This is a genomic window from Lentzea sp. NPDC020367, from assembly GCF_044387305.1.
Lineage (GTDB): Bacteria > Actinomycetota > Actinomycetes > Mycobacteriales > Pseudonocardiaceae > Lentzea.
In genome coordinates this window covers 230,446-247,575 of record NZ_JBIRVV010000002.1, presented here as the reverse complement: position 1 = coordinate 247,575, position 17,130 = coordinate 230,446, and the positions used below count along the sequence as shown (strand labels likewise).

Genomic DNA, 17,130 nt, shown 5'->3' with positions numbered 1-17,130 from the left:
CGAACCCCGGATTTGGTTCCCGCTCTGTCCACAGGCTTTGCAGTTGTCCACAGGCCGTGTCGGCGGTGGCTCGTGAGGGTGTCAGCGGGCGTCGGCCGTCACCAGTAATCGCAGGTGTGCCGCCAGCCAGGTGGCGGAGGCCGGGGCGTCGGCGAACGCCGTGACGCCTGCTGCCGCCGTGCGCAGGCCCGCGCGGTGCAGGTGCGCGCCTACCTCGCGCACTCGGGCGAGCAGGCTGTCCGTCAGGTGGTCCAGGCCTCGGTGGGAGGCCTCGGCCAGCACCGTCAGTGCGCTGTCGATCGCTGCGCTCAGCGGATCGGACGCCGTGGCCCCCGGCGAGAGGGGTTGCGGCGTCGTGTCGGTCGCCAGGTCCGCGACGACCACTCCTGCCTGGGTGTGGACGGCCAGCGGGTCGACGACCAGGGTGCCGCGGTGTCGCCGGACGCTGCCTGTGATCATCGTGGGATTGGCGCGCAACGCCGTTGTCAGCGCGTCCAGTGACTGCGGTGCGACGGCTCGGTGTGTTGCTTCCAGGAGGCACGTCGTGCCGGTGGGGCCGTGCAGGGTCGCGGTGAGGCGTTGGGCGGCCGGGTCGTAGGCGAGGTCGGAGACCTCGGTGACGCGGATCGCGCGGACCAGTTCGGCCTCCACCCTCGCGCGGACCTGGCGTGGCGGTAGTTCGGCCAGGTGTGCGGCTGCCTTGTCGTAGTCGTCGATGATCAGGGCCTGCGGGAGGTGGTCCCAGGCCGTGCCGACTGGTGTGAGCGAGGTTTTGGCCACCCTGCTCGTTTTCAGCGTCACCGCGCGGCTCGCGCTGCGCGTCGCCGACTCGGACACCACGTTCGACGCCGCCAGCCGTGCGCCGGTGCGCAGGGGAGTGTCGCGCTGCACCAGGACGACGTCGCCCGAGGCGAAGTAGACGTCGACCGCGTTCTCCGCGCGCACGCGGGCGCCCAGCGCGGTCAGCCGGACTCGTTTGAGCGGTGTTTCGGCGGGCTCGTCCGGGCCCAGGATCTCGGCGCGTGGGCCCGTGGCGGTGGTTCGGGCGTGTAGTTCCGTTAGCAGCGCGGCGAACTGTTCGGCCTCGTAGTCGGCGCTGCGCTTGCGGTACGCGGTCAGTTGCGCGAGCAGGTCGGCGATCACTGCGGCGGGCCAGTGCAGGCGTTGCGCGGTGAGGTCGCGGTGCAGGCGCTGCCACGCGACGTCGAGCACCTCGCTCGCGTTCGTGGCGCCGTCCAGCAGCAACTGGTCGAGGAGATCTGTGACGGCGCTCAGATCCGTTGCGGTGGTGGGAGATCCACCGACGTCGACCGTGTCGGTGCCCTGCTCGTCAGCCTCGCGGAACGCCCACACCGCCAGCGCCGTCGCCTCGTCCTTGTTGACCGCGTCGGTGTGGACGTACGACAGGTCGCCGGGGACCAGGAACGTGACCGTGCAGGTGGGGAGTTCCGCCTGTGCCGTCTGGTCCGCCTCGGTCGGGCGGCGGAGCTTGGCGCGGTAGCCCGCCTGGAACGCTCTGCGGGCACGGCGCAGCGTGCGTTCGCCCATCAACGCCACCAGGTCGGTGTCCGTCACCGTGCCCGGTGACCACAGCTCTGCCGGTGCGGTCGTCTCCTGCGTGCGTTGGTACGCCAGGACTACGGCGATGCGGTGTCGGCAGACGCCCGCCGCGCCGCAGCTGCACTGCGCCGCGTCGAGCGCGATGCCCGGCGGTAACGTGGTCGTGGTGCCGTCCGGGAACTTGCCCTGCACGGCTCCGGCCGGATCGGTGTCGAGCGCCGGGACGACGCCCGCGTCGAGCTCCTTGACGGCACGCTTCACCAGACCGCGGTTGGCCAGCGCCGCGAGGGCGTCCGGGGTCAGTGCCATCAGGTCGGGTCTGGTCACCTGAGTTTCTCCGCAACGAATTCGGCGAGCTGTCCTGGGGTCATCGCGCCGACGTGCGCGCCGACGTTCGCGAGGCGCTGGCCCAGCGCCCGGTCGTAGTCCGGGTTCGCCTCGTCGTCCAGCGCCGCCAGGCCCAGCACGTGCGTGCCCTGCTCGCACAGGCCCTTCACCGTGCGGACGAGGTGCTCCGCGTTGCCGCCCTCGTAGAAGTCGCTGATGATCGCCACGATCGACCGGCGCGGGCTGTCCACGAGGCCGGCGCCGTACGCCACCGCCTTGGCGATGTCCGTACCGCCGCCGAGCTGCACCTTCATCAGCAGCTCGACCGGGTCCGTCACGTCCGAGGTCAGGTCGACCACGTTGGTGTCGAAGGCGACGAGGTGCGTCCGCAGCCCCGGCAGGCCCCACAGGCACGCCGCGGTGACGGCCGAGTGGATCACCGAACTGGTCATCGACCCGGACTGGTCCACCAGCAGGATCACCTGCCACTGCTCCAGGTGGCGTTTGGTGCGGGAGACGAACTTCGGGTGTTCGATCGCGAGCTTGCGCTCTTCCGGTTGGTAGCGCTGGAGGTTCGCCCTGATCGTGGAGCGGAAGTCGAAGTTGCGGGAGTTCTTGTGGATGCTCGGCCGCCGCGACCTCGTGCCGCTGAACGCCGTGCGCACCTCCGTCTTCAGCTTCTCCATCAACTGCCGCACGACCGCCTCGACGATCTTGCGCGCCAGCGCGAGCACGGCCGGGTTCATCAGGTGCTTGGTCCGCAGCACCGCGCGCAGCAGCGCCGGGTTCGGCTCGATCCGTTGCAGCACTTCGGGATCGGTGACGATGTCGGTGATCTCGTACCGCTCGACCGCGTCGCGCTCCAGCCGTTCGATCGTCTCGCGCGGGAAGAGGGTGTGCACCTCGTCGAGCCAGTCGACGGTCTGCAGCACCGAGTCCTCGCTGCCGCCCTTGCGCACACCTCGTTCGGCCAGCTCGGGATCACGCCCGTAGAGCCACTCCAGCGCCGTGTCGCGGCGGGCCGCGTCGCCCTGCAACCCTCCGGTGCAGCGCGACGCGGGTTCGCCGAGGATCAGCCGCCAGCGTTCCAGGTCCGTCATGCCAGCCCGCCCTTCACCAGCAACGCGTCCACGCGCTTCTCGATCGCCATCGCCTCCGCCACCACCATCGGGTCGACGGTGAGACGGGTGACGCCCTTCGTGCTGCCCTCGACGCCGCGATGGGCGAGCACGGTCGCCGCGATGGTCTCCCTTTCCCTGGGCGGGAAGTAGCTGAAGGCGAGCCGCAACGCGGGCAACGCCACCAGGAACTCGTCCTCGGTCATCGCGCTGACCAGTTCGTCGAGCACCCCGACCAGGTCCGGGCTCGCCAGCACCTCTTCCCGCGCGACCGCGAACAACCCGGCGAGCCAGTCACCCAGCGCCTCGATGTTGCGCACCTTGCGCACGTCCGGCTGGGAGCCCAACGTCCAGGCGAGGCCGAGTGCCGCGCCGCGCAAGTCCGGCGGTGCCTCCACGTCGTTGCTCACTCGGGTCGCGACGCCGGTGACATCTGCGACGTCCAGTGACAGCGCGGATCTGGCGTGCAGTACCGCGTCCCTGGTCGCCGCCATCGCCTTGAGGCGGTGCGGATCGGCCGGAGCGGGACCGCCGTGCAGGCCCTCGACCAGCCACAGCACCCGCGCCGTGCCCACGTCGATCACCGAGCCCAGCAGCGGGTCCTTCCTGGTGCCGAACAACCTGTCGTGCCGCCACAGCCCGAGCACCCCGCTGAGCACGGACCCGAGCGCGGCGAGATCGCCCGTCGCCTGGACGCCCTCGTTGAGGGTCTGCTGGACCTTGCCGGACAACGCCGAGATCCCGCAGAGCACCGCGTCGAACAGGATGGTGGCCAGGTCCTCCAGCTGGGCGTCCCGGGAGCGGCGTTCCAGGACCGCTCCCGCCGCTTCCTCGAGCGTGGCGCCGTTCTCGGCGGCCTCGATCAGCGCCGCCAGCCGTTCCTCGACCGGCCGCAACGTCCACTGTTCGTCCAGCTGCGGCGCCGCGCCCTCGGACGGGCCGCTGGTGCGTTCGAAGCCGGGGATCCGCAGCACCCGCAGGCGGTGCAGGATCCTGCTGCGCTCCAACGCCTCCGCGTCCGTGAGGTCGAGCGCGACCTTGCCCTCCTGATCGAGGCCGTACGTCCGCAACAGCTCCTGCACAGCGTTGACCAGCGGTGGTGCCGGCGTGTCCGGGTGCAGCCTGCCGACCTTGCCGCCCCGCAACGCCCCGATCATCTCGATCAACGCCGGGTGCGCGCCGGGCTGCAACGTGCCGCGCCGCGTCCACGGCGGCGGTTGCGTCAGGTCCTCGGAGATCAACGCGCTGGTCAACCCGTCGAGCACGTCCGTGCGCGCCAGGTTCTCGTGACCGCGCAACCGGGCCAACGCCCCGGCCTGGGTGCGCGCCGCGATGAGGTCGGCCGTCGACACCGGCTGCTGCCTTTTGCGCAGCCGCGTCGCCACCGACTCGACGAGCCAGTCCGCCGCGCGCTGCGACCCCGCCTCCCAGACCTGCTGGTAGTAGCCGGGCGACGGCATGCCCGACTGGTAGCCGGTGAACGCGTCCAGCCGTGCGTGCGAATACGGCACGAGATAGCTCGCGCCTCTCTCCCGTTCCGGAACCTCGGGCCACTCGGTGCTGCCGTCGAGCTTCGCCTTGAGCGCGGCCGTGTGGAAGCCGCCGGTGATCACGACGACGGGCCTGTCACCCGCGTCCCGCACCGCCGCTCGCACCCAGCGCGCCATGTACTCCTCGCGCGCCGAGTCGCCCTCGTCCGCGGTCGCCGTGCCGCGCAACAGGTCGAAGTACTCGGCCATGCCCTTCGGCTCGGTCTCGCACTCGAAGAGGTGGTCCCAGAGCGCGTCGACGTTGTCGACCGCGAACTCCCGGCACAACCGCTCGACGACCTCGGTGTAGCGCAGCTCCGCGTCCGCGTACCTGTTGCTGACGTCGCGGAACGCCTCGTGCCACGCGGGCAGGTCGATGAACCTGACCTCGGCGCCGCACCGGCGTGCCTCGGTGATCGCCACCCACTCCGGCGAGTAGTCGCAGAACGGCGACCACGACGCGTGCTGGTCGGAGTAGCTGAACAGCGCGACGGGCAACTCGTGGCCCAGCAGCAGTTCGTCGATGCGCTCGTTGAAGTCGGCGGGACCTTCGATGAGCACGTACGCGGGTTTCTGCTCGGAGATCGTGGCGGCGACCAGCCGGGCACAGGCGGGACTGTGGTGCCGGACGCCGACGAACACGGCCCCCATCAGCCGGGCAGCAGGTGACGGGCGCGGTGCAGCTCCTGCCACTGCTTGCCCTTGCGCCGCGCCGCGTGCTGCTCCAGGTACCGCCGCAACCTCGCCAGGTCCTCCGCGTTGTCCTTCGCCGCCGTGCCCGCCAGGCACTCCACGACGTCCGCGGCCGACCCGACCTCGCCGCGCAGGAACCAGCCCCGCAGCCCCACCGCGTGCGCCACAGACACCGCCTCGGCCGTGCTCATGACGGTGGTGAGCCGGTCGCCGCCCTCGCGCAGGTCGCGGAACGTGCGGACCAGGACCTCGAGCACGTCACGCCTCGGCGCCAGCTCCACGCCGGACTTCTCCAGCAGCTTCGCCGCCTCCTGCTCGACCAGCGCGAGCTCGGTGTCGAAGTCCGCGATCGGGAACACCGTCTCGAAGTTGAACCGCCGCTTGAGCGCGGCGCTCATCTCGTTGACGCCCCTGTCCCGCGTGTTCGCCGTGGCGATCACGTTGAACCCGTCCTGCGCGAACACCATGCCGTCCGGGCCGTTCAGCTCGCCGATCGCCATCACGCGGTCGGACAGCATCGACAGCATGCAGTCCTGGACTTCCAGCGGGCAGCGGGTGATCTCCTCGAACCGCACGATCTTGCCCTCGGCCATGCCCCGCAGCATCGGCGCCGGCACGAGCGAGCGCGGCGACGGACCTTCCGCGACCAGCAGCGCGTAGTTCCACGAGTACTTGATCTGGTCCTCGGTCGTGGCCGCGCCGCCCTGGATCGTCAGCGTCGACTCGCCGCACACCGCCGCCGCGATCAGCTCGGACAGCAACGACTTCGCCGTGCCCGGTTCGCCGACGAGCATCAGGCCGCGGCTCGTCGCGAGCGTGACCAGCGCTCTGTCCACAAGGGATGGATCGCCCACGAACTTCTTGCTGACGCCCCGGTTCTCGTCGCCCACCACGAACCGGCGCGCGGCTTCGAGGCTCAGTGCCCAGCCCGGTGGCCTGGGCGCGGTGTCGGTGTCCCGCAGCAGGGCGAGCTCGTCGGCGTAGCGGACCTCGGCGGGAGGTCGCTGCATCGTCTGGGTGCTGGTCATGACTGCAAGGACTCCAGTTCGGAGAGGAGTTCGGAGACGGTGATCGGGTCGATCTCGTAGGTGGCGGGCGCGTCCTGCGGTGCGGACCACGCGCCGTGACCGTTGGGAGAGAACCACATGTCGCTGAAACCGACCTCGGGGAAGACGTCCATGGCGCCCACCGCGATGCCGGGCTCGAGCCGGGCGACGAGCGCGCCGCCGTCGGGGAACGGGCGGGTGATCCAGCACTCGACGCCCGCGTCCTGCGGTGTGCCGCGCACCCAGCCCTTCTTGGTCAGGCCGAGGATCTTGCCGATCGGGTACGGGGTGTCGCAGTACTTCTTCGCGCGGGGCAGCAGGTCGCCGGCCGAGGCGAGCAGGTGGACCGGGCGGCCCAGCTGCGGGAACGGCTGGAGGATCTCGTAGTCGGCGAAGACCTCGCCCCACGCCGCCGACGCCTCCCGCAGCTCGACCGCGTGCGCCACGCGGACCACGGCGCTCTCGGGCAGCGTGAACTCGTCGTCGTGCTCGTCGGCCAGCGTGCGGTCCTCGGCCAGCCGGAACGAGGTGCCCTCGTCGGTGATCCAGACCAGGCGCCGGACCAGGTGCCACAGCAGCGGATGCGCGGCGAGGACCGTCAGGAACTCCTCGGCGCTCCACCTGCGCTGGTCGACCATGGCGCGTTCGAGCCGCTGGATCTGGTCGGACGCGATGGTGCGCACGTCCTTCTTCAGCGCCATGAACCGCTTGTGCTCCAACGGCGCGAGTTCCTCGTCGTCCTTCGCGCCGGGCTTCGGCAGGTCCTTGCGGCGCTTGCCGTCCGGGTCCAGCACGAACGGCTTGAGCTGCTCGTCGAAGCCCACGGTGAACTTCCGGGAGCCGTAGTCGATCACCAGGGTCGCGGCCTCGTCGAGACCCAGGCGCGGGACCAGCCGGTCCGACAGCTGTTCGCGGGACAGGCCGAGCTCGGCCGCGATCTGGGCGACCTTCTCCTGGGCCCTGGTCTTGAGGCCCTTGAACGACACCTTCTCCGCGATGCTGTTCAGGTGCGACAGCGCCACCTCGGTGCCGATGTCGGCGAGCACGTCGAGCCCGCTGACCGCCCTGGCGTGCTGGCTCTCGCCGGGCCAGTTGCGGATCAGCGGCGACAGCCTGCGCACGATCTCGTCGTCGCCGAACCAGCCGAGCGCGTTCAACGCCCAGCTCTCCTTCGACGGCGCGCCCGCCTGCTCCCAGGCCTGGAAGACGGCCCACGCGAACTCCGCCAGCGAGACGGGGTCGAGCGCCTCACGGGCGATCGGCAGGCCCGCGTAGAGCTCGCCCGGCTTGGACAGCGCGGCCGTCATCTGCAGATGACCGGCGACCTCGGCGGACAGGGCGTGCCTGCGGTCCGCCAGCAGCACCTGCGGCAGCAGCCGGGTGTCCGCCCACTCGCCGATCGCCGGCAGCTTCGCGGGCAGCACGTCGACCGGGTCGACCGCCAGCACGACGTCGATCGCGGCCTCGGCACCGCATTCCTTGGCGATGGCCGCCACGTCGACACCGAGGTTGTTGTTCAGGTGTCGCAACGCCGCCTCGGCGTTGCGACGAGGGACGCCCGCCTTCCCGGCCGCGGCCGGGATGAGGAGACGGACTGCCTGCTCGCGGTGCCGGGCGAGCCACTCGAGGCCCCAGCGCCGGGCCGCCTTCGTGCGGGCGAACCAGTCGGCCATGTGTGTGGCCACCTCGACGGTGGCGAAGGGCAACAGCACCATTCCGGTGCCGGCCGGAGCGGACTGGGTGTGCCGGATGAGCGCCGGCGCGGCGTCGACGCCGAACCGGGCGGCGATGTTCTTGCCCCACTCCTCGACGCCGTAGCTGTAGACCGGCTTCCAGTCCGCGAGCAGGTGCCGCACCTCGTCCTCGGGGGCGAGGAGGAACAGGTCGTTGTCGTAGTAGCCGATCAGGCCGGCCAGGTACTCCTTGAGCAGGTTGCGCCAGTCGTGGTGGCTCTGCACCCACTCCGAGCCGGACGCGAGCCACTGCTCGTGCTCGCCCGGCTCCCAGATCACCGCCGCCTCCGGCACCGGAAGATCCGTCAGCACCACGGGCTTCACCGGCTTCTTGCGGCTGAGCCACGGCGGCGAGGCCAGCAGCGCCGGCAACTGGTCGGCGGTCGCCTCCGGCATGATCGCCTCGGCGGACTCGGCGAGCAGCGCGGCGACCTCGTCGGGCACGGTCAGGTGCGGGTTGCTCCGCAGGTGGATGTGCAGCAGCCGGCGCACGTGATCGCTCGACGACGCGCGCTCGGCCAGCAGCCGCGCCGCCCGCACGGGGAACGCCCTCATCGCGGACACCACGGCGGGCCGCACGTACTTCCCGTCCAGCCGGTCGAGCAGGATCTCGAACGCCTCGTCCGTCGGTAACGCCGCCAGCACGGTCAACGCCTGCTTGCGGCCGCCCGTGCGCTGGTGGTAGCTGTCGGAGTCGAGCTCTTCCGCGAGCAAAGGCGCGACGGCCGGACCGAGCACGTACACCGCCGTGTAGAGCAGGAACGCCGACGCCGTGACCGACTCCTCGGCCTTCCTGAAGGCTTCTAGGCTCCTGGCGCTGCTCGGCAGCATCCACCACCGGCTCGGCGTGTAGCCCTGCTTGCGGACCTGGGTGAACCAGTCGGCCCGCTCGGGCATCAGGAAGGACCGGAGTTCCTTCTCCGTCTTCGACTTGCCGAGCTTCTCCAGCACGCCCTCGGCGGCCGCGCGGTCCTCGGGAACCGCGACGGCGATCGCGTACCGGAGGGTGGTGAGCATCAGGCCTTCCGGTTCGCCGATCGACGTCTGGAAGCCGCCGCGGTCGTACTGCAGGCAGGTGCCGGTCCAGTCGCCGCGCTTGTCGTCCCACTCGTCCGAGAAGGTCAGGCCCGTGAGCTCGACGGCCGCCCTGGTGGCGAAGGCGAGGCCGTGGTCGGCGATCCAGGCGTGCACGGCGGGCACGCCCGGCTTCGTGATGGCCGCGATCGCCGCCGCACCGACGGTGGTGGGCTGTCCGGCCAGGTGTTCGCGGGCCGCGCTGACCAGTTCCGCCTTCGAGCGCTTGGCGGTCAGGGCGGTCTCGATCGCCTGCGCCTGCTCGGTGATCTGCTTCCGAGCCTGCTCTGCCTTGGCGGCGTCGAGGGCGAACTCCGGCTCCGGAGCGAGCCCGCGTTGCCGCACCGCGTCGCGCAGCCACGCCTTGGGGATCACCCAGGTGTCTTCGTCGAGGGGGACCGCGGGAGTGGTGGCGGCGGGCTCGGTGACTGGGTTGGGGGCGGGCGGCTTAGTGGCTGCAGGTGCGACAGGCTCGGACTCGGTGGCCGTGGGCTTGGTGGCCGCGCGCTTGGCTGCCGTAGGTGCGGCAGGGGCGGGCTCGGTGGCCGCGGGCTGCAGTGCCCCGGCGGCGGTGCCTTCCGGTCTGTAGCCCTTCTTCTCCTTCTCCGCCACCAGTTTCGCGACGTGTGCGTCGGCCGCCTCGGCGGAGGCCAGCTCCTTGGTCTGGGTCTGGCCGGCGGTACCCAGCCGTCCGAACCGGACGGTCACCGTCGCGCCGTCCTGCCCGATCTCCCAGAACTTCGCGGAGCCGTCCGCGACGAGTTCCCACCTGCGCACTGCTGTACCTCCTGGGGCCACACAAGGGAGTTGATGTGCACGGACGTTACTCAGGGGGTCTGACAATTCTTTACGGTGAGCTTAAAGAGCTGATCAGACCCCCTGATTCACGGTGTCACGACTGCAGTGACTCCAGTTCGGACAGGATTTCGGAGGCCGTGATGGCGTCTGCCTCCAAGCTGCCCGAGGCGTTGCGCTGGGACGACCAGTAGCCGTGCCCGCTGGCGGAGAACCACAGTTCGGTGAACTTGATCTCGGGGAAGACGTCGATCGCGCCGACCGCGATGCCGGGGTCGAGCGAGGCGACCAGGGCGCCGCCGGACGGCAACGGCCTGGTGATCCAGCATTCCACCCCGGCGTCCTGGGGCTCGCCGCGGATCCAGCCCTTCTTGGTGAGGCTCAGGATCTTGCCGATCGGGAGGTCGACGTCGCAGTACTTCTTCAGCTGGGGAAGGAGGTCCTCGCCCGCCGGCACCAGGTGCAGCGGGCGGCCCAGCTGCGGGAACGGCTGCAGGATCTCGTAGTCGGCGAAGACCTCGCCCCACGCCTCCAGTTCGGCCTGGAGGTCCACCGGGTGCGCCACGCGGACGGTGGCGGCCTCCGGGAGCGTGAACTCGTCGTCACCGGAGTCGGCGAGGGTGCGGTCCTCGGCCAGGCGGAACGAGAGGCCGTCGCCGGTGATCCACACGAGCCGGCGGACGATGTGCCAGAGCAGCGGGTGGCCGGCGAGGACGGTGTGGAACTCCTCGGCGGTCCAGGTGCGCTGGTCGACCATCGCGCGTTCGAGCCGGTGGATCTGGTCGGACGCGACGGCGCGGACGTCCTTCTTCAGCGCCGCGAACCGCTTGTGCTCCAGCGGGGCCTGGTCCTGGTCGTCCTTGGCGCCGGGCTTCGGCAGGTCCTTGCGGCGCTTGCCGTCCGGGTCGAGCACGAACGGCTTGAGCTGTTCGTCGAAGCCGACCGTGAACTGCCGCGGGCCGTAGTCGATCACCAGGGTCGCGGCGTCGTCGAGACCCAGGCGCGGCACGAGGCGGTCCGCCAGCTGGTCGCGGGACAGGCCGAGCTCGTCGGCGATCTGGGCGACCTTCTCCTGGGCCTTGGTCTTGAGGCCCTTGAACTTCACCTTCTCCGCGATGCTGTTGAGGTGCGACAGGGCGACCTCGGTGCCGATGTCGGCGAGCACGTCGAGACCCGTCACCGCCCTGGTGTGCTGGCTCTCGCCCGGCCACACCCGGATCAACGGCGACAGCGCGCGGACCGTCGAGTCGTCGCCGAACCAGCCGAGCGCGGTCAGCGCCCAGCCCTCCTTCGACGGCGCTCCGACCTCCTGCCAGCGCTGGAAGACGGCCCACGCGAACTCCGCCAGCGAGCCGGAGTCGAGTGCGTCGCGGGCGATCGGCAGCCCGGCGTAGATGTCGCCCGGCTTGGACAACGCGGCCGTCATCAGCAGATGACGCGCGGCCTCGGGGGACAGGGCCTGCTTGCGGTCGCGCAGCAGGACCTGGGGCAACAGGCGGGTGTCGGCCCACTCGCCGAGCACCGGCAGCTTGGCGGGCAGCACGTCGACGGGGTCGACGGACAGGAAGGACCGCAGCCCCTCGGCCGCCTCCGGGCTCGGCGCCAGCGCCACCACGTCCACCCCGAGGCCGTGCAGGTGGCGGATCGCGGTCTCGGCGTTGCGCCGCTCGGCACCGGGCTTGCCCAGGGCGGCGGGAATCAGGAAACGCGCGGCCGTCTCGCGGTGCCGGGCGAGCCAGCTCAGCGCGGTCTTGCGGACCTGCTTGAGCCGCACCAGCCAGTCCGCCATCAGCGCGGCGACCTCGGGCGTGGCGAACGGCAGCACGATCACCGCGGTGGCGGAGTTCCTCTCCACGATGCGCAGCAGCGGGGGCAACGCGTCGAAGCCGAACTTCGCGGCGAGCCGCTTGCCCGCGGACTCGGCGCTCCACCCCAGGTTGGGCTGCCAGTCGGCGAGCAAGTGCCGCACCTCGTCCTCGGGCGCCCCGACGAGCAGGTCGGCCATGCGGTAACCGATCCGGCCCGCCTTGTACTCCGCCAGCCAGTGCTCCCACGTCTTGTAGGCGTGGGTGTCCCAGTGGCCGTCCTTCAGCCACTCCTCCCGCTCACCCGGCAGCCACGTGAGCGACGCGCCGGGCACCGGGAGATCCGGCACCACCACCGGCTTCACCGCCGGCTTGCGGTGGAGCCACGGCGGCGACGCCAGCAGCGCGGGCAGTTCTGCCGCCGACGCCTCCGGCACCGCCGCGGACTCGATCTCGACGAAACCCGCGGGCGCGTCCAGGTGCGGATACGTCCGCAGGTGCACGCTGAGCAGACGGCGGAACTCCTCGTTGCGGGCGGAGCGTTCACCGAGCAGCCTGGCCGCTCGCGCCGGGTACGCCGTCATCATGGACAGCACGGTCGGGCGCACGTACTTCGTGTCGATCCGGTCGAGCAGCAGCGAGAACGCCTCGTCGGTGGGCAACGCGGCGAGCGTCTTCAACACCTGCTTGCGGGTGTCCGCGCGCTGGTACTGGTGATCGAGTGCGTCGGCGAGCAACGGCGCGATCGCCGGACCCAGCACGTACAGCGCGGTGTGCAAGACGGTCGAGTTGCCGGCCACCGAGTTCGGCGTGCTCGCGAACTCCTCGAAGGTCGTAGCACTGCAGTGGAGGATCCACCAGCGGGTGCCAGTGTGCGGCGTCTGGCACGCTTCCTGGAACCAGTCGGACCGCCCCGGCATCAGGAACGCCCGCACCAGCTTGACGTTGGGCTCGTCGATCTCGTCCAGCCTGCTCAGCGCGGTCTCCGCGGCGTCCCGCTCGGCGTCGTCGGTCAGCGCGAGTGAGTACCGGATCGCCAGGAGCATCCTGCAGTCGACGCTGCCGATGGTGATGTGGGAGTACCCGCCGCGGGACGCCAGCCGCTCGTGGCCGTACGTGCGCTGCTGCGACAGCCACTCGCGTGCGCAGATCACCCTCATGAACTCGACCGTGGCCTCCGCCGCGAACACCAGGCCGTGGTCGGCGATCCAGGCGTGCACGGACTGCTCGCCGGTGCCGATGATGGCCGCGATCGCCGCCGCTCCGGCGAGATTCGGCCGGCCGGCGAGGTGCTCGCGGGCCGCGTGAACGAGATCGGGGTCGGAGGCCGGCTCGGAGAGGATCCGCTCGATCGTGGTGTCCGTCTGCTCGCCGACGCGTCGGCTGGCCTCCTCCGCCAGTTCGGCGTCGACGGAGAACACCGGGGCGGGGTGACAGCCGCGCTGCCGGATCGCGTCGCGCAGCCAGGCCTTGGGCATCACCCAGGTGTCCTCGTCGACGACGGCGGGCTTCTCGGCAGCGGGCTGGGCAGCGGCGGATGTGGCCGCCAAGGGGGCGTCAGTGGGCTGAGTGGGGTCGGAGGTGGCCGCTAGGGGAGAGTCAACGGGCTCGACGGCGGCGGGCTTCAGGGCGGCGGAGGTGGCGGCTGGGGGAGCGTCAGCGGGCTGGGTGGCCGCGGAGGAAGCGGTGGAGGCCTGTTCGGCGCCTGGCCGGGGCGTGGTCGCCTCGGCGGAACCGGTTGCGCGGTAGCCCTTCTTCTCCTTCTCCGCCACCAGCTTCGCGACGTGCGCCTGCGCCGCCGCAGCGGACGCCAGCTCCTTGGTCTGGGTCTGGCCGTGCGTGTCCAGTCGTCCGAACCGGACGGTGACCGCGGCACCGTCCTGCCCGATCTCCCAGAACTTCGCCGCGCTGCCCGAGACGAGCTCCCACCTGCGCACTGACTGCTCCCTGCTTCCGATCCGAAGTGTGTTGCCGGCGACCGTGCCGAGCCGGTCTGACGTTGGTCGGCGACCAACCGTTCCCGCGTTCACGCGTGCAGTGATTCCAGTTCTGAAAGGACCTCGGACGCGGTGACCGCGTCCACGTCGAACGTGGACGGACCACCGCCGCGGGGTGCGACCCAGTCGCCCTCCCCGCTGGCGGAGAACCAGAGTTCCGCGACCCTCATCTCGGGGAACAGGTCGATCGCGCCCACCGAGATGCCGGGATCCAGGTTCGCCACCAGCGCGCCGCCGGACGGCAGCGGACGGAGCAGCCACGGCTCGTGGCCGTTGTCCTGGGGCTCGGCGCGCACCCAGCCCCGCTTGGTGAGGCCGAGGAACCTGCCCACCGGCGCGTCCTTGCCCAGGTACCTGTGCAGCTGGGGGACCATGTCGCCCGGACCGAAGGCGTGGACGGAGCGGCCCAGCTGCGGGAACGGTTGCAGGATCTCGTAGTCCGCGAACACCTCGCCCCAGGCCGGCAGCGTGCCCGCCAGGTCGACCGGGTGAGCGACTCGGACGACGGCCTCCGCGGGCAGCGTCACCTCGTCGTCGGAGGAGCCGGCCAGCGTGCGGTCCTCGGCCAGGCGGAAGGTCAGGCCGCTGTCGGTGATCCACACCAGCCGCCGGACCAGGTGCCACAGCAGCGGATGGCCGGCGAGGACGGTGTGGAACTCCTCGGCGGTCCAGGTGCGCTGGTCGACCATCGAGCGTTCCAGGCGGTGGATCTGGTCGGACGCGATGGTGCGGACGTCCTTCTTCAACGTCGCGAACCGCTTGTGCTCCGCCAGCGCGAGCTCCTGGTCATCGCGTGCGCCGGGCTTGGGGAGATCCTTGCGGCGCTTGCCTTCCGCGTCCAGGACGTAGGGCTTGAGCTGCTCGTCGAAGCCCACGGTGAACCGGCGCGGGCCGTAGTCGATCACCAGCGTCGCCGCGTCGTCCAAGCCCAGCCGGGGCACCAGCCGGTCGGAGAGCTGGTCGCGGCTCAGGCCCAGCGCGGCGGCGATGTCCGACACCTTCTCCTGGGCCTTGGCCTTGAGGCCCTTGAACTTCACCCTCTCCGCGATGCTGTTCAGGTGGGTCAGTGCCACCTCGCTGCCGATCTGGGCGAGCACGTCGAGGCCCGTCACGGCGCGGGCGTGCTGGCTCTCGCCCGGCCAGGAACGGATCAGCGGTGCCAGGCGGCGCACCGTCTCGTCGTCGCCGAACCAGCCGAGGGCGGTGAGCACCCAGCCGTCTTTGGCCGGGGCGCTCACGTCCTGCCAGCGGCCGAACACCGCCCAGGCGAACTCCGCCAGCGACGCGCGGTCGCACGCCTCGACAGCGAGTGGCAGGCCGGGGTAGACGGCGTCCTGTTTGGACAGCGCCGCCGTCATCAGGAGGCTCTTCGCGGCGTCGGCGGACAGCGCTCCGGAGCCGTCGGCCAGCAGCACCTGGGGCAGCAGCCGGTGATCGGCCCAGTCGCCGATCACCGGCAGCTTCGCCGGGAGGACGTCGAGCGGGTCGATCTCGATCAGCGCGCGGATCGCCGCGCCCGCCTCGGCGCTGTGCGAGGTGGCGAGGGCGATGACGTCCACACCGGTCTCGAGGTGGAGGTGGCGCAGGGCGACCTCGGCGTTGCGGCGTGCCGGTCCCGCCGGGCCGAGCCCGGCGGGGAGCAGCAGACGGGCGGCGGCCTCGCGGTGGCGGGACAGCCAGGAGACGGCGAACGCCCGAGCGGTCTTGAGGCGTGCCAACCAGTCCGCCATGAGCCCGGCGACCTCGGTGGTGGCGTAGGGGAGCAGCACGACGCCGGACACGTGCGGGTTGCCGGCCGCCAGGCGCAGCATCGCGGGCAGGGCGTCCATGCCGAACCTGGCCGTGATGCGCTTGCCCCAGCTCTCGCTTCCCCAGGTGTCGCCGGGCGTCCAGCCGGCGAGCAGCGGGCGGGCGAGCTCCTCCGGGCCGCTCTCGAACAACCGGTGGTCGTGGTAGCGGCTGGTGTGGCCGGCGCGGATCGCCGCGGCCATCGCCTCCCAGTTCTCGCCGCGGCCCGTCCACCAGCCGGTGAGCTTCTCCCACTCCTCGCGCTCACCCGGCAGCCACGTGAGGTGGGCGGCGGGCACCGGAAGATCCTTGAGCACCACGGGCTTCGGTTGCGGGCGACGGTGCGTCCACGGCGGCGCGGCCAGCACGCGCGGGAGTGCGTCCGCCGGTGCGTCCGGAACGGGATCCGGCACCAGATCGGCGATGCCGGAGGGCAGTGCGAGGCCGGGATGCGTCAACAGGTGGGCGCGCAGCAGGTTGCGGACGTCCACGTCGGTGATCGCGCGGTGTGCCATCAACCGCACCGCCCGAGCCGGGAACGCCGCCATCGCGGACAGCAGCGCCGGCCGCACGTACCGCTCGTGCAGGCGGGTCAGCAGCATCAGGAACGCCTCGTCGGTCGGCAGCACCGACAGCACCTCGAGCGCGAGCTTGCGGCACTCCGCACCCCACTCGACCTTCGCCCGCAACTCGGCCTCCAGGACCGGCGCGATGTCCGGGCCCAGCACGTGCAGCGCGGTGAACACGCTCATCGGCGACCAGATCAGGTGCCCGTGCTTCAGGTTTCCGAACTGCTCGACGGTCGTCGCCGAGCAGTGGATCATCCAGGTCGGCGCCCCCGACTCGTTCGCCTCCTCGAACCAGTCCTGCCGCGTCGGGGCCAGGAAGGCCCGCGCGGCCACGCCGAACCACGTGGTGCCGACCTTCTCGAGCTCCGCCACCGTCGCGGCATAGGTCGCGTCGTCCGCCACCGCCAGTGCGGTGCGCACGTCGATCAGCGCCAGAGCGTCAGCGTCGCGATCCACGCTGTGGTGCGGCAGGTGGACCTTCAACGTGCCGTAGCCGTCGATCACGGTCGCCATGTGCACGGCCGCCACGGCGGCGAACGGCAGCCCGAAGTCCTCGATCCACCAGTGCACCGGCGAGATGCCGTACTCGTACTTGATCAACGTCAGGAGCACCGCGACCCCCAGCGGATCAGGCCGGCCCTCGTGGTGGTTCCGCAACGCCCGCACCAGATCCTGCTCGTGGTCCGGTGCCGTCAGCGCCTCGGCGATCTTCTCGGTGTGCGCGGCGACGTGGTCGCGGAACCGCTGCGCCATCGCGGCGTCGACGGTGAACTCCGGCAACGGTCTGACGTCGCGTCTGCGCATCGCCTGCGCCAGCCACTTCGCGGGCATCACCCACGTCTCCTCGTCGCGAGGAGGAGCCTCCACGACCGGTGCGGGCACGGCGTCAGCGGTGCCGCGGTAGCCCTTCTTCTCCTTCTCCACCACCAGCTTCGCGACGTGCGCAGCGGCGGCCGCCTCGGACGTCAGCTCCTTGGTCTGGGACTGCCCGGCGGTGCCCAGCCGTCCGAACCGGACGGTCACCACGGCACCGGCCTGACCGACCTCCCAGAACTTCGCCGAGCCGTCGGAGACGAGCTCCCACCTGCGCACCACA

The 17,130-nt window shown here is 71.2% G+C and carries 7 protein-coding genes; all 7 read right to left on the bottom strand.

The features are described 5' to 3' along the window. Positions 1 to 81 precede the first annotated feature (81 nt). The 7 genes from ACH413_RS08210 to ACH413_RS08180 all read right to left on the bottom strand — a co-directional run bounded on the left by ACH413_RS08210 (position 82) and on the right by ACH413_RS08180 (position 17,126). Entirely contained in the window at positions 82 to 1,887 is a 1,806-nt protein-coding gene (locus ACH413_RS08210; RefSeq protein ID WP_360033346.1) for an SWIM zinc finger family protein, read from the bottom strand. Further along, complete coding sequence (locus ACH413_RS08205; protein ID WP_360033349.1) at positions 1,884 to 2,987, bottom strand: VWA domain-containing protein; 1,104 nt, start codon at positions 2,985 to 2,987, stop codon at positions 1,884 to 1,886. Before ACH413_RS08205 ends, ACH413_RS08210 begins: the two co-directional genes overlap by 4 nt. Continuing rightward, positions 2,984 to 5,185: a DUF5682 family protein gene (locus tag ACH413_RS08200; protein ID WP_360033352.1), complete on the bottom strand. Its 2,202-nt coding sequence runs from the start codon at positions 5,183 to 5,185 to the stop codon at positions 2,984 to 2,986. The genes ACH413_RS08205 and ACH413_RS08200 overlap by 4 nt, the downstream gene beginning before the upstream one ends. Beyond that, positions 5,185 to 6,255 carry an AAA family ATPase gene (locus tag ACH413_RS08195; protein ID WP_360033355.1) on the bottom strand — a complete coding sequence of 357 codons (1,071 nt, stop codon included), beginning with the start codon at positions 6,253 to 6,255 and terminating at the stop codon, positions 5,185 to 5,187. The genes ACH413_RS08200 and ACH413_RS08195 overlap by 1 nt, the downstream gene beginning before the upstream one ends. Continuing rightward, positions 6,252 to 9,857 carry a DUF4132 domain-containing protein gene (locus ACH413_RS08190; RefSeq protein ID WP_360033358.1) on the bottom strand — a complete coding sequence of 1,202 codons (3,606 nt, stop codon included), beginning with the start codon at positions 9,855 to 9,857 and terminating at the stop codon, positions 6,252 to 6,254. The genes ACH413_RS08195 and ACH413_RS08190 overlap by 4 nt, the downstream gene beginning before the upstream one ends. Positions 9,858 to 9,972: 115 nt before the next feature. Beyond that, complete coding sequence (locus ACH413_RS08185; RefSeq protein ID WP_360033361.1) at positions 9,973 to 13,617, bottom strand: DUF4132 domain-containing protein; 3,645 nt, start codon at positions 13,615 to 13,617, stop codon at positions 9,973 to 9,975. A gap of 89 nt (positions 13,618 to 13,706) precedes the next feature. Continuing rightward, positions 13,707 to 17,126: a DUF4132 domain-containing protein gene (locus ACH413_RS08180; protein WP_360033364.1), complete on the bottom strand. Its 3,420-nt coding sequence runs from the start codon at positions 17,124 to 17,126 to the stop codon at positions 13,707 to 13,709. Positions 17,127 to 17,130 lie beyond the last annotated feature (4 nt).

What these genes read in the sequence shown, in the direction of transcription:
- ACH413_RS08200 (WP_360033352.1), bottom strand. Translation starts at nt 5,185, where the DNA reads ATGGGGGCCGTGTTCGTCGGCGTCCGGCACCACAGTCCCGCCTGTGCC.
- ACH413_RS08205 (WP_360033349.1), bottom strand. Translation starts at nt 2,987, where the DNA reads ATGACGGACCTGGAACGCTGGCGGCTGATCCTCGGCGAACCCGCGTCG.
- ACH413_RS08195 (WP_360033355.1), bottom strand. Translation starts at nt 6,255, where the DNA reads ATGACCAGCACCCAGACGATGCAGCGACCTCCCGCCGAGGTCCGCTAC.